Raw genomic sequence first — 12,603 nt, forward strand, 5'->3', positions numbered from 1 at the left:
GCTGCATTAGCACTCTTCCAAAGGAATCACCATGGCTAGCGAACTCATCAAACACGTCACAGACGCGACTTTCGAAGCCGACGTTCTGCAATCTGCACAACCCATTCTGGTGGACTACTGGGCAGAGTGGTGCGGCCCCTGCAAAATGATCGCCCCGATTCTCGATGAGGTGTCTGCCGCCTACGAAGGCAAGCTCCAAATCGCCAAGATGAATGTGGACGAAAACCGCGACATTCCTGCCAAATTCGGCATCCGCGGCATCCCCACCTTGATGCTTTTCAAGGACGGTCAATTGGCTGCCACCAAGGTCGGTGCGTTGAGCAAGGCTCAGCTCATTGCCTTCATCGACCAGCAACTGGCCTGATCCGCCCATAAACCATTGCAACCGCGCCGCTGCAGTGCGGTTGCAATTTCCTGTCATAATCATTGTGTCCACCCGCCAGATTGAAGGCGGTTAGCCAGATCAGGCTCAGGACACCGAGGCCAAGCTCACGGTCTTGCCTCAATCCCCACTCCCCTGAATTTTTAGACCACTCTGGTTTTTTGCCGATTTCCGGTTAACGCCCTGACGGGACCCACTCCATGCATTTAAACGAACTTAAAGCACTGCACGTGTCTGAAGTGCTCAAGCAAGCTGAAGAACTTGAGATCGAAAACACGGGCCGCATGCGCAAGCAGGAGTTGATGTTCGCGATCATCAAGAAGCGGGCGCGTGCCGGCGAGCAAATCATTGCCGACGGTGTTTTGGAAATTCTCCCGGATGGCTTCGGCTTCCTGCGCAGCCCGGACACCAGCTACACCGCCAGCACCGACGACATCTACATCAGCCCCAGCCAGGTACGTCGTTTCAACCTGCACACAGGTGACATGATTGAAGGCGAAGTGCGCACCCCCAAAGACGGCGAGCGCTACTTCGCACTGAACAAGCTCGACAAGGTCAACGGCGGCCCCCCTGAAGGTAACAAGCACAAGGTCATGTTCGAAAACTTGACGCCTTTGTTCCCCAAGGTGCAGATGCGCCTGGAGCAGGATGGCCTCAAGACCGACGAAAACATCACCGGCCGCGTGATCGACATCATTGCGCCTATCGGCAAAGGCCAGCGCGCCTTGCTGGTCGCACCGCCCAAGAGCGGCAAGACCGTGATGATGCAGCACATCGCCCACGCCATTTCTGCCAACTACCCTGACAGCCACATGATGGTCTTGCTGGTAGATGAGCGCCCCGAAGAAGTGACCGAAATGCAGCGCACCGTCAAGGGCGAGGTGATTGCCTCTACGTTCGACGAGCCGGCTGCACGCCACGTACACGTGGCCGAAATGGTGATTGAACGCGCCAAACGCTTGGTGGAATTGAAAAAGGATGTGGTCATCCTGCTGGACTCCATCACGCGATTGGCCCGCGCTTACAACAACGTGGTGCCCTCCTCCGGCAAGGTGTTGACCGGCGGTGTCGATGCCAACGCTTTGCAGCGCCCCAAGCGCTTCCTCGGTGCAGCCCGTAACGTAGAAGAAGGTGGCTCGCTCACCATCATTGCCACTGCGCTGATCGATACCGGCAGCCGCATGGACGAAGTGATTTTTGAAGAGTTCAAGGGCACAGGCAATAGCGAAGTGCACTTGGACCGTCGCCTCTATGAGAAGCGAATTTTCCCGTCCATCCAACTCAACCGCAGCGGTACCCGCCGTGAAGAGTTGCTGCTGCAACCGGAAATTCTGCAAAAGACTCGCATCCTGCGGCAGTTCCTCTACAACATGGATGAAATCGAATCCATGGAGATGGTGCTCAAGCAAATGCGGGCCACCAAGAACAACAGCGAGTTCTTCGACATGATGCGTCGAGGCGGCTGAAGTCGATAGGCTATAATTTAGGGTTTTCGCGACAAGTACGCCGAGTTTTTATATTGCGCAGGGTTTGCGCAAGGACCGGCGCGGCTAGCGCAACTGATGGAGAAGAGTATGAAAGAAGGCATTCACCCCAACTACCGCGAAGTTTGCTTCCAGGATATGTCCAACGGCTTCAAGTTCGTGACACGTTCTTGCGCAAACACCAAGGAAATGATCGACATGGAAGATGGCCGTAAGCTGCCCCTCTTCAAGCTCGATACCACCAGCGAATCCCACCCCTTCTACACCGGCACCCAAAAGTCGGTGGACAACATGGGCGGACGCGTGGAAAAGTTCCGCAACCGTTTCGGCAAGACCGCAGCGAAGTAATCGCCGTTCAGGCTTTGGCCTGGGTTGGTATAAAAGCAGCACGGACATCCGGGCTGCTTTTTTTTGATCACTGTTCTCAACCTCTCAAGATCCGCGTGAACCATCCGACACCTGCTATCGTGGCGCAAACCTCTGTCAGGCGCCTTCCCCGCCTCGCGTTGCTACTGCTTTGTCTTGCGTTCATTGCAGCGGGCTTCATCGGTCGGGACGCATGGCGAAGCGCGGATCTCAGTGCACTGGGCTTTATGGCCGCCCTAAGCCATGGTGAAGCCTCCTGGTGGTATCCCACGATGCTGGGAGTTGCCCCTGACTTCCCCTCGCTACTGCCCTATTGGCTGGGCGCATGGGCGTTGCAACTCGCACCGCCGGGAGTCAACTCAGACTTCTGGGTCCGTATTCCTTTTATTCTTTTGCTGACCCTAGCCTTTGTCAGCACCTGGTATGGCAGCTATTACCTCGCCCGCACACCCGCGGCGCAACCAGTGGCTTTCGCCTTTGGCGGCGAAGCCCACCCCACCGACTATGCCCGCGCCATGGCGGACGGCGGTTTGCTCGCCTTCATGGCCTCGCTGGGGCTCGCGCAACTCAGCCACGAGACCACCCCCGCATTGGCCCAGTTGGGGTTCAGTGCGCTCCTGTTTTATGCGCTGAGTGCATTGCCCTACCATCGGGCCGCACCCATGTTCTGCGCGGGACTGGGGATGCTCGGCATGAGCTTGAGCGGAGCACCAGCACTGGCCCTGATGTTCGGAGTTGGCGGCGCTTGCATCCACGGTGTGGACCGTCGCTCTGCGAATGATGAGGGCAACCCGCTCCGCCATCAGACCCTGGACGCAGCCCTGTTGCTGGTGATGGCCCTTGCAGTCGCCTGGATCGCAAAAATTTTGGGCTTATGGGTGTGGAAAGTCGAGTGGCCCACCCTGACTTGGGACTATTGGAACGGCCATATCCAGCTGCTGCTTTGGTTTACCTGGCCCGCATGGCCTTTGGCGCTCTACAGCGCATGGCGCTGGCGCAAGCACCTCTTCAACCTGAACATCAGCCGCCATTTGTCCTTGCCAGCTTGGTTTATTGTGACCAGCGTAGGCACCATGTTGCTCTCCGGCGCACCCGACCGCACGCTGCTGCTGGCACTGCCGGCCTTTGCGGCAATGGCGGCATTCGCTTTGCCCACTCTTCGACGCCAAGTCGCCGCCCTGATTGACTGGTTCACCCTCTTGTTCTTTACCGGCTGCGGTATTGTGATTTGGGTCGTATGGATTGCCATGCAAACAGGTACTCCGCCACAACCGGCAGCCAACGTGGCCCGGTTGGCACCAGGCTATGAAGCCGAGTTCCAGATCTTGCCCTTTGCCTTTGCCGTGTTGGCTACCTTAGCCTGGGGTTGGCTGGTGCGGTGGCGCGCCGGCAGGCACCGCGCTGCCATCTGGAAAAGTCTCGTCCTGCCAGCAAGCGGCGCGTCCTTGTGCTGGCTGTTGCTGATGACCCTCTGGATGCCTTTACTCGACTATGCGCAAAGTGCCAAGACCATGGTGAAACAGACACGGGCCACGATTCAAGCCGGAGAATGTGCCATCGTTTTGAACCTGGACCCAGCGCAAACCGCCGCCTTAGGTTGGTATGGTGGCATCGATCTCCAGCCGATCAACACCACCAAAGCCTGTCAATGGATGTTGACCGAACCTGCCCGAAATTCAGAAATGCCCGCAGGCGTTGATCGCACTATTTGGGGTGCTCACACCTTGGTACAGCACCCGGTAGCGGGTTCCGAAATGTTCTGGATTCTGAAACGGCAATGACACCGAGGGGTGCGACCCACTCAGTGCATGCGTAAACGGGCTGCCTTGAAACGCAATCGGAATGTAGAACCACGGCCCGGCACGCTTTCAATCAAGAGCTCTGCGCCATGCCGCTGGGCAACATGCTTCACGATGGCCAAGCCAAGTCCCGTGCCGCCTGTGTCGCGTGAACGGCTCCGGTCCACCCGGTAGAAACGTTCGGTCAGGCGGGGCAGATGTTCAGGCGCAATGCCGGGGCCGGTGTCCTGCACTGACAGCTCTGCTTCCCCGTCACCAGTTTTGCGCCATTGCACCACGATGGTTTTGTCTGCGGGGGTATACCGGATCGCATTGCCGATCAAGTTGAACACCGCGCTGTGAATTTCGGTCGCAGAACCTGTCACGGCCACTGCATCCGCTACTGTGAACTGGATGTCCTGGGCTCTGCCCCACAGCAGCACCGACAAGTTGTGGGCTTCCTGCTTGCACTGCTGCAAGAGCTGCACCATGTCGACCAGATCAGCGCCCGAAGGTGCGGGGCTTCCTTCCAAGCGCGACAGTGTGAGCAAATCGTCCACCAGACTCTGCATGCGCGTGGCCTGCTGAGACATCAAGCCGAGGTACTTCCCCTGCTCAGTCTCGTCCAAGGGCAAAGTCTGCAGCGTTTCAACAAAACCCGCCAAGACCGTCAAGGGGGTGCGAATCTCGTGGGATACGTTCGCCACGAAATCTCGGCGCATGGCCTCCGCTTGCTCGAGGGCGGTGATGTCGCGTGACAGCAGCAGATTGCGACCTTCGCCGTAGGGGTGCAAATGCACCGACAACTGAACAGGCTTGGAACCTGTGTTTTCCCGCCCGGGCATCACAAGCCCGTGGCTGAATTCCTGACCCGCGTAATAGCTGGCAAAGCCCGGATCACGCACCAGATTGCCGAAATGCTGCAGCATGTCACGGCGTGCATCAAAACCGAAGTGTTGGCCCGCCATTTGGTTGAACCACTCGATACGACCGGCAGCATCTAGCAACACCACCCCGTTGGGCGAGGCCTGCAACGCGGCCAGAAAGTCCTGGAGCTTGGTGTCACCTTCAGCGACGCGGCGCTCCCGTGAGCGCATTTGCCGGCGCGTACGGTCCGCGACTTCGCCCCAAAAGCCAAAACCCAAATGCAGTTCGGTCGACTCACCGGCCTGTAACCATCGCATCAGGCGAAAACCGCGTGCGGAGTCCAAGAGCATCCACAGGAAACCGCCTGCGAGCGCCCCAGCCAAAGCACCCCAGAGCGGCTCGAACCGTTGGACTAAAAAATAGCCGGAAATACCACCCAGCCCCTGCAACAACAGGAAAGAAGCGAAACGAAGAAACATGCAGAAACCGTGACGCCTCAGGCGCTGGCGCGATCAGCTGAGGGTTGTGAAGAAACAATCGGCATTGCAGGCTTGGCAGTCAAGCGATAACCAGCACCCCGCACGGTTTCCACCATTACGCCGGCATGGGACAAGGCTTCCCGGAGACGCTTCACATGAACGTCTACGGTCCGCTCTTCAATATAGACGTGATCGCCCCACACGTTGTCCAACAACTGGGCACGGCTATGCACCCGCTCGGCATGACCCATCAGGTAGTGCAGCAGTTTGAACTCTGTGGGTCCGAGTTTGAGCGCAGCGCCCTCAAACGACACACGATGGGTCGATGAATCTAGGGTCAAACCGGCAATCGTCAGCGCCTCGCCCGTGCTCTCGGGAGTGCGACGACGCAAGACCGCACGCACCCGCGCCAACAACTCTTTCGTTGAAAATGGCTTGGCAATGTAATCGTCAGCACCCGCATCCAGACCGGCAACCCGGTCTGCCTCATCGCCACGCGCCGTCAGCATGATGATGGGTACTTCTTTGGTCCGGGGATCCGCGCGCCAGCGCTTGGCCAACACCAAGCCACTCTCACCAGGCAACATCCAATCCAGCAAAATGAGATCGGGGACTCCGTCATCAATCTCGCGCTGAGCGGAGTCACTGTCCATCGCCCATCGCGGGCGGAACCCGTTATGTCGCAGGTTGACGGCGATCAATTCAGCGATGGCCGACTCGTCCTCGACCACCAGCACGGCGGGCATATTTTTCATTTCACAACCGACTCAATTTTCTCCATCGTGGAGTGGCGCACATCTTCGCCCTTCACCACATAGATAATGAACTCTGCAATATTTTTGGAGTGGTCACCAATGCGCTCAATGGCTTTGGCCAAGAACAGCAAGTCAAGGCTTGGCGAAATCATGCGGGGATCTTCCATCATGTAGGTCACCAGCTTGCGGACGAAACCGTCAAACTCTGCGTCGATCAAGTCGTCTTCTTTGAGAATCGAGACCGCTGCGTTCACATCCAGACGCGCAAATGCATCCAACGCCTTGTTGAGCAGCCCGGAGGCCAAGTCGGCCGCCACCCGCAACTCCAACGATGGCAGGGAGCGTGGTGCACCGCTGTGGATGATGGAGCGCACCATGCGGGCGATTTTTTCTGCCTCGTCACCGACACGCTCCAGGTTGGCGGTGGTTTTAGAAATCGCAATCAACAGGCGCAAATCACGGGCAGTCGGCTGGCGACGCGCAATGATGCTGGACAAGTCGCGGTCAATCTCCAACTCCATCGCATTGACGCGAGCCTCGCGAGCAGTCACCTCATCGGCCACTTCCACGCTGAATTGGGACAAGGCGTAAATCGCTTGGCGGATTTGTGACTCCACCAAGCCACCAAGCTCCATCACCTGCGAGGAAACCGAAGTCAGTTCGCTGTCGAACTGCGTAGAAAGATGTTTATCGGGCATATCGTCCTCTCCTTGCTTAGCCGAAACGGCCGGTGATGTAGTCTTCTGTTTCTTTGCGTGTCGGCTTGAAGAACATCTGCTCTGTCGGGCCAAACTCCACCAGGTCGCCCAGGTACATGTAAGCGGTGTAGTCGCTGCAACGAGCGGCTTGCTGCATGTTGTGGGTCACGATCAACACGGTGTAATCGTTCTTGAGTTCGACGATCAACTCTTCCACTTTCGCAGTCGAAATCGGGTCGAGCGCCGAGCAAGGCTCATCGAGCAGCAAGACTTCAGGCTTGATCGCGATACCGCGGGCGATACACAAACGCTGCTGTTGGCCGCCCGACAGGCTGGAGCCGCTCTGGTGCAACTTGTCTTTCACTTCAGTCCACAGTGCCGACTTGCGCAGCGCCCATTCCACGCGCTCTTCCATATCGGTGGCGCTGAGCTTTTCGAACAACTTCACACCGAAGGCAATGTTGTCGTAAATAGACATCGGGAACGGTGTCGGCTTCTGGAACACCATACCGACCTTGGCGCGCAACAAGGCCACGTCTTCTTTGCTGGTCAGCAGGTTCTGGCCGTCCAGCAGGATTTGACCTTCAGCGCGCTGCTCGGGATACAACTCGAACATGCGGTTGAAGATACGCAACAGAGTGGACTTGCCGCAACCGGAGGGGCCGATGAAGGCGGTGACGCGCTTCTCGGGGATTTCCATGTTGATGCCTTTGAGGGCGTGGAACTTGCCGTAGTAGAAGTTCAGGTCCTTGACGGAAATCTTGGACTTGGTCGGGGCGCTAGGTGTGTTCAACATACAAGTAATCCTTTAAACGTCAGTGCGCTGCGCGCATCAGGCCTTGGAACGGGTCAGTACCCGCGCCAGAATGTTCAATCCGAGCACAGTCAGGGTGATCAAGAAGACCCCTGCCCAGGCAAGTTGCTGCCAGTTCTCATACGGGCTCATGGCAAATTTGAAGATCGTGACCGGCAAGCTAGCCATGGGTTCGCTCAACGACGATGTCCAGAACTGGTTACTCAAAGCAGTAAACAGCAGCGGCGCGGTTTCACCAGCAATACGGGCCACAGCCAACAACACACCGGTAATCACACCGGCACGGGCCGCCTTGAGGGTGATGCTCAAAATCACTTTCCACTTCGGGGCACCCAAGGCGTAGGCCGCTTCGCGCAAACCGGCAGGTACCAGTTGCAGCATGTTCTCCGTGGTACGGATCACCACCGGAATCACGATCAGGGACAACGCCAAAATGCCAGCGTAGCCTGAGAAGGATTTGAACCGCGATACCACCACTGCGTAGACGAACAAACCGACCACGATGGAAGGTGCAGACAACAGAATGTCGTTCACAAACCGCACGGTGGCTGCCAGCCAGCTCTTGCTGTCGAACTCGACGAGGTAAATACCAGCCATCACACCGATGGGCGTACCCAAGCAGGTGGCCAGAAACACCATCAAAAACGAGCCGTAAATCGCGTTGGCCAAGCCACCGGCTTCATTGGGTGGAGGTGTCATCTGGGTCAGCGTGGCAATCGACAAGCCACCAAGACCCAAGCGGACGGTTTCCCACAAAATCCAGAACAACCAGAACAGTCCGAATGCCATGGCGGCCAGCGCCAGGCCAGTGACCAGCACGTTGACGCGCTTGCGCTGAGCGAAACGTGCGGAGCGGGTTTGGGCGAGTGTGGCACTCATGACTTGGCACCTTCCGATTTGCGCAATTGCGCCAAAAGAACTTTAGACAAAGACAGAATCACAAAGGTGATGAAGAACAGCACCAAGCCGAGGTACATCAGGGCAGCCTGGTGGAGCCCCTCGCCGGCTTCCGCAAACTCGTTGGCGAGTGCAGAGGTAATACTGTTTGCAGCCTGGAACAGGCTGAGTGAATCCAACTGGTTGAAGTTACCGATCACAAAAGTGACCGCCATGGTTTCACCAATCGCACGCCCCAGACCCAGCATGATGCCGCCGATAACGCCGGTCTTGGTGTAAGGCAACACTACCTTGGAGACAACTTCCCAGGTTGTTGCGCCCAAGCCGTACGCAGACTCTTTGAGCATGGGTGGGGTTACTTCAAACACGTCACGCATCACCGATGCGATGAACGGAATGATCATGATGGCCAAGATGATGCCGGCCGACAGAATGCCGATACCGACCGGTGGGCCCGAGAAAAACGCGCCCACATAGGGCACGCCTGCAGTCATTGCCTGGATCGGTTGCTGCACATACGTTGCGAGCACCGGGCCAAACACCAGCAGGCCCCACATGCCGTACACGATCGATGGCACAGCAGCCAGCAATTCAATAGCGGTACCCAGAGGGCGCTTGAGCCAAGCGGGCGACAACTCTGTCAAAAACAGGGCGATACCAAAACTAACCGGCACTGCAATCAAGAGCGCAATCAGCGAGGTCGCCAAGGTGCCGTAGATCATGACCAAGCCACCAAAGTCTTCCTGCACAGGATCCCAAGTGGTACTGGTGAGGAAAGACAAGCCATATTTGCTGATGGCCGGCCACGCGCTCATGGTGAGGGTGACGAGGATAGCTACGAGCAAAATCAGGGTGATGAGTGCAGACGCTTTGGCTGCATAGCCAAATAAACGGTCTGCCATCGGCCCTGAGCGGGCTCTCTTTATCGGTGGTGGTGTGGTCATGGCACGGGAAGGCGGTTGAACAATCGTTTGACTCGGGGAATCCCCACGAACGAGTGTAGATGACATGGGGATTTCCTCCGTCAAGATCGATTCAACAAGGGCTTACTTGAACGCAATGGGCTTGCCAGCGCCGTCTTTGATCTCGCCCCAGGATTTCTGGATAGCGGCGATCACGGGTGCAGGCATGGGCACATAGTCCAGGTCAGCAGCTGCTTTGGCGCCGTTGGCATAGGCCCAGTTGAAGAACTTCAGGGTTTCAGCTGCATTGGCAGGCTTGTCTTGCTTGAGGTGCATCAAGATGAAAGTCGCGCCGCTGATGGGCCATGCATCTTTGCCGGGCTGGTTCGTCAGGATTTGGTAGAAGCTCTTAGCCCAGTCAGCGCCTGCGGCTGCAGCCTTGAATGTTTCGTCATCAGGCTTCACAAAGTTGCCTGCAGAGTTTTGCATGATGGCGTAGTTCAGCTTGTTTTGTTTGACGTACGAGTACTCGACATAACCCATGGAGTTGGGCAAGCGGGCCACAAATGCAGCAACGCCTTCGTTACCCTTGCCACCGGCACCCACGGGCCAGTTCACGGCTGTACCTTCACCGACTTTGGATTTCCACTCAGCATTCACCTTGCTCAGGTAGTTGGTGAAAATGAAGGTAGTGCCGGAACCGTCTGCGCGGCGCACTTGGGCGATCGGCGCATCAGGCAGGTTCAGGCTGGGGTTCAGCGACTTGATCGCTGGGTCGTTCCACTTGGCAACCTTGCCCAAGTAAATATCACCCAACACTTGACCTGTAAGCTTCAACTGGCCGGGCTCAATACCCTTCACGTTGATCACCGGCACCACGCCACCCAACACCGTGGGGAATTGCATTTGGCCTTTGGACTTCAAGACTTCGTCTGTCAATGGAGCGTCAGAAGCGCCGAAATCCACAGTCTTGGAGTCGATTTGCTTGATACCACCACCGGAGCCGATGGACTGGTAGTTCACTTTCACGCCTGTAGCTTTGTTGTAGTCCGAAGCCCACTTGGAGTAAAGAGGCGCAGGAAACGACGCACCGGCACCGGTGATTTCTTGGGCGCCAGCAAAGCCAGCGGTGGTCAACAGGGTGCCGGCAGCGACTGCCAGAGCGATTCGGTGGAAAGTCATTGTCATGGGAAGCCTTTAAAAGCAGGTTTGGGAAAACTCAGACAGGTTGAACTTTAAGAACCTTTTGTGACAAGTTTGTGACGCCAATCCAAGAAGCGCTGGCGGCACGAACTGACGCGGTATTTTGCACAAATTTGTCATATTTCCGTCATAAAAAATTCCTACGCTTTGCCGCTTTCAACCTAGGAGTTCACCATGTCTGCTTTTGCACACCCCCGCCGTTCTCTGTTGGTCGCAGCTGCGCTCGTAGCTGCTCTGAGTGGCTGCGCCACCGTGTCCCAACCCAGCAATGTGGCCGACACCATTGCCCGCACACCCGAGCTCAGCACCCTGAACAGCCTGGTCACCAAGGCAGGCTTGACCGAAACCCTGAAGTCCGCAGGCCCTTTCACCGTCTTCGCGCCCAACAACGAGGCATTCAAGGCCGTTCCTGCCAAAACCCTCGATGAACTGGCCGCCAGCCCTGACAAGCTCAAGGCGGTGCTCACTTACCACGTAGTCCCCGGGAAACTGATGGCCGCCGACGTCAAAAACAGCAACGTCAAGAGCGTGCAGGGATCCAACCTGGCCCTCGCCAAGGCCGGTACCTTTGTGATCGTGGAAACAGCCACCGTCACCACCGCAGACATCTCCGCGACCAACGGCGTCGTGCATGTGGTGGACACCGTCCTGCTGCCCCCTGCCCCGGCGAAATAAGCGCCCCACGCCTTCAATCAAATCAGCTGCTAGTGCACATAAATAGTGCGCTAGAAGCTATTATTTTTATAGCATTACAAAAAATACCATGCCCTTCACGTCGTTGTGCCAAACCCGCCGGACCACCCTTCGCCAACTCGCATGGGGTGGCTTCGCCTTGAGTACCACGTCCGCGTTCTCCCAGACGGGCAAAGCGGGCGCAGTGGTGGCCGGAGCCACCGTGGTGCAGATCGTGGATACGTCGCCCACACAAATCGACGTGTCCAAAGACTTTTTGGTGGGCTCGCGTGCGGCGTGGCAAGACCTCAATGCCCGCGGTGGCCTGCGGGGCAAGCCAGTGCGGCATCTGGTCCTCGAAGTGGATGGCAGCCCCAAGGCCCTCCGCGGGGTCGCAGACACCCTCAAGGCCATGCCCGAATGTGTCGCAGCAGTGGGCACCGTGGGCGACAAAACAGCTGGTCAGCTGGCCGCCATCCTGAGGCGCGAAATGCCCGAGCTCCCTCATGTCGCCCCCTGGCTACACAACCCGGGAGATGGCAGCGACAACACCTTCGGCATTTTTGCGACCCGCCAAGAGCAAATCGCCTATGCCATCAAGTCCCTCGCCGTCATGGGCGTGCAGCATGTCGGTGCGGTATACGCCAGCCCCCTCGAGATGGCGCTGTACCGCGAAGACATGGACCGGGCAGCGGCCGAGCTGCAGCTCAAATTGCACACTTATTCGCCCAGCACCTCACTCGACAAGCTCGCCGGCACCCTGAACGCCCAAAGCCCGCGGATTCTTATTTTTTTGGGTGGCACGCCCGAGCTGGCGCAATTTGCCCAGGGTATCGAAAAGCAGGCCGCCCAGCGCTACCTGGTCGCCATGTCTGATGTCAATGTGGTGGCCCTGCAGCAGCTCGGCGTTTCGCGCTTCAGCCCGGTCATCTCTACGCAAAGTGTGCCGCCTGTCAATAGCAACCTCCCGCTGGTGCGGGCTTACCGCGACGTCATGGGGCGGCTGTATGACGAGCCGCCTACCGCCCAGAGCCTGGCCGGCTTTATTTCCGCACGCTACTGCGCCGAAGTGCTGCAGGGCGTAGAGGGCAACATCACCCGTAACAATGCCATGCTAGCCTTCAGCAAACGAAACGCTGTCGATCTCGCAGGGCTGCGCCTGAACCCCGACACGCGCAAGCGCACCAGCGTGCTCGTGACCCAAAGCATGCTCGGCGCAGACGGCAAAATAGTGGGGTAAGCCGAAGCCCCTCATTGCAGCGGGGGTACCATGCAATCTAAGCCGAACAACTTCTCACCTGACACA

The 12,603-nt window shown here is 57.6% G+C and carries 13 protein-coding genes; 6 read left to right on the forward strand and 7 right to left on the reverse strand.

Annotated elements, in window-relative coordinates:
- Window positions 1-31: 31 nt before the first annotated feature.
- The 4 genes from trxA to RAE21_RS08235 all read left to right on the forward strand — a co-directional run bounded on the left by trxA (window position 32) and on the right by RAE21_RS08235 (window position 4,013).
- Entirely contained in the window at window positions 32-364 is a 333-nt protein-coding gene (trxA, locus tag RAE21_RS08220) for a thioredoxin TrxA (RefSeq protein WP_313875832.1), read from the forward strand.
- A gap of 218 nt (window positions 365-582) precedes the next feature.
- Window positions 583-1,848 (forward strand): transcription termination factor Rho, encoded by a 1,266-nt coding sequence (rho, locus tag RAE21_RS08225; RefSeq protein ID WP_313875831.1) that lies wholly within the window; start codon window positions 583-585, stop codon window positions 1,846-1,848.
- 108 nt (window positions 1,849-1,956) lie between these two features.
- A complete protein-coding gene (locus tag RAE21_RS08230; RefSeq protein ID WP_138516054.1) occupies window positions 1,957-2,214 on the forward strand; it encodes a type B 50S ribosomal protein L31 in 258 nt (85 codons plus the stop codon).
- Window positions 2,215-2,309: 95 nt separating this feature from the next.
- Window positions 2,310-4,013, forward strand: coding sequence for a hypothetical protein (locus tag RAE21_RS08235; RefSeq protein ID WP_313880943.1), 1,704 nt, complete (start codon window positions 2,310-2,312; stop codon window positions 4,011-4,013).
- 20 nt (window positions 4,014-4,033) lie between these two features.
- Here the strand turns inward: RAE21_RS08235 and phoR are convergent, their stop codons facing one another.
- The 7 genes from phoR to pstS form a co-directional block, all read right to left on the reverse strand.
- Window positions 4,034-5,356, reverse strand: a complete 1,323-nt coding sequence (phoR, locus tag RAE21_RS08240) for a phosphate regulon sensor histidine kinase PhoR (RefSeq protein WP_313880944.1) — start codon at window positions 5,354-5,356, stop codon at window positions 4,034-4,036.
- A 17-nt stretch (window positions 5,357-5,373) separates the two neighbouring features.
- On the reverse strand, window positions 5,374-6,111 hold the full coding sequence (gene phoB, locus RAE21_RS08245; RefSeq protein WP_313875828.1) for a phosphate regulon transcriptional regulator PhoB: 738 nt from the start codon (window positions 6,109-6,111) through the stop codon (window positions 5,374-5,376).
- A complete protein-coding gene (gene phoU, locus RAE21_RS08250; RefSeq protein WP_087497078.1) occupies window positions 6,108-6,809 on the reverse strand; it encodes a phosphate signaling complex protein PhoU in 702 nt (233 codons plus the stop codon). The genes phoB and phoU overlap by 4 nt, the downstream gene beginning before the upstream one ends.
- 16 nt (window positions 6,810-6,825) lie before the next feature.
- Window positions 6,826-7,605 (reverse strand): phosphate ABC transporter ATP-binding protein PstB, encoded by a 780-nt coding sequence (gene pstB, locus RAE21_RS08255; RefSeq protein WP_313875827.1) that lies wholly within the window; start codon window positions 7,603-7,605, stop codon window positions 6,826-6,828.
- Between the two features lie 36 nt (window positions 7,606-7,641).
- Entirely contained in the window at window positions 7,642-8,502 is an 861-nt protein-coding gene (pstA, locus tag RAE21_RS08260) for a phosphate ABC transporter permease PstA (RefSeq protein WP_313880945.1), read from the reverse strand.
- Window positions 8,499-9,464, reverse strand: a complete 966-nt coding sequence (gene pstC, locus RAE21_RS08265; protein ID WP_313876262.1) for a phosphate ABC transporter permease subunit PstC — start codon at window positions 9,462-9,464, stop codon at window positions 8,499-8,501. The genes pstA and pstC overlap by 4 nt, the downstream gene beginning before the upstream one ends.
- 102 nt (window positions 9,465-9,566) lie before the next feature.
- Window positions 9,567-10,610, reverse strand: coding sequence for a phosphate ABC transporter substrate-binding protein PstS (gene pstS, locus RAE21_RS08270; RefSeq protein WP_428984001.1), 1,044 nt, complete (start codon window positions 10,608-10,610; stop codon window positions 9,567-9,569).
- Window positions 10,611-10,799: 189 nt separating this feature from the next.
- On the opposite strand from pstS, the gene RAE21_RS08275 reads away from it, so the two are divergent.
- Window positions 10,800-11,300, forward strand: a complete 501-nt coding sequence (locus RAE21_RS08275) for a fasciclin domain-containing protein (RefSeq protein WP_313880946.1) — start codon at window positions 10,800-10,802, stop codon at window positions 11,298-11,300.
- 157 nt (window positions 11,301-11,457) lie between these two features.
- Window positions 11,458-12,537: an ABC transporter substrate-binding protein gene (locus RAE21_RS08280; protein ID WP_313880947.1), complete on the forward strand. Its 1,080-nt coding sequence runs from the start codon at window positions 11,458-11,460 to the stop codon at window positions 12,535-12,537.
- Window positions 12,538-12,603: the final 66 nt, after the last annotated feature.

The organism is Rhodoferax potami (genome assembly GCF_032193765.1).
GTDB classification, from domain to species: Bacteria; Pseudomonadota; Gammaproteobacteria; order Burkholderiales; family Burkholderiaceae_C; genus Allorhodoferax; species Allorhodoferax potami.

Coding starts and splice junctions, on each gene's coding strand:
- phoB (WP_313875828.1), bottom strand. CDS start 6,111: ATGAAAAATATGCCCGCCGTGCTGGTGGTCGAGGACGAGTCGGCCATC.
- RAE21_RS08230 (WP_138516054.1), top strand. CDS start 1,957: ATGAAAGAAGGCATTCACCCCAACTACCGCGAAGTTTGCTTCCAGGAT.
- phoR (WP_313880944.1), bottom strand. CDS start 5,356: ATGTTTCTTCGTTTCGCTTCTTTCCTGTTGTTGCAGGGGCTGGGTGGT.
- pstA (WP_313880945.1), bottom strand. CDS start 8,502: ATGAGTGCCACACTCGCCCAAACCCGCTCCGCACGTTTCGCTCAGCGC.
- trxA (WP_313875832.1), top strand. CDS start 32: ATGGCTAGCGAACTCATCAAACACGTCACAGACGCGACTTTCGAAGCC.
- rho (WP_313875831.1), top strand. CDS start 583: ATGCATTTAAACGAACTTAAAGCACTGCACGTGTCTGAAGTGCTCAAG.
- pstC (WP_313876262.1), bottom strand. CDS start 9,464: ATGACCACACCACCACCGATAAAGAGAGCCCGCTCAGGGCCGATGGCA.
- phoU (WP_087497078.1), bottom strand. CDS start 6,809: ATGCCCGATAAACATCTTTCTACGCAGTTCGACAGCGAACTGACTTCG.
- RAE21_RS08275 (WP_313880946.1), top strand. CDS start 10,800: ATGTCTGCTTTTGCACACCCCCGCCGTTCTCTGTTGGTCGCAGCTGCG.
- pstB (WP_313875827.1), bottom strand. CDS start 7,605: ATGTTGAACACACCTAGCGCCCCGACCAAGTCCAAGATTTCCGTCAAG.
- pstS (WP_428984001.1), bottom strand. CDS start 10,610: ATGACAATGACTTTCCACCGAATCGCTCTGGCAGTCGCTGCCGGCACC.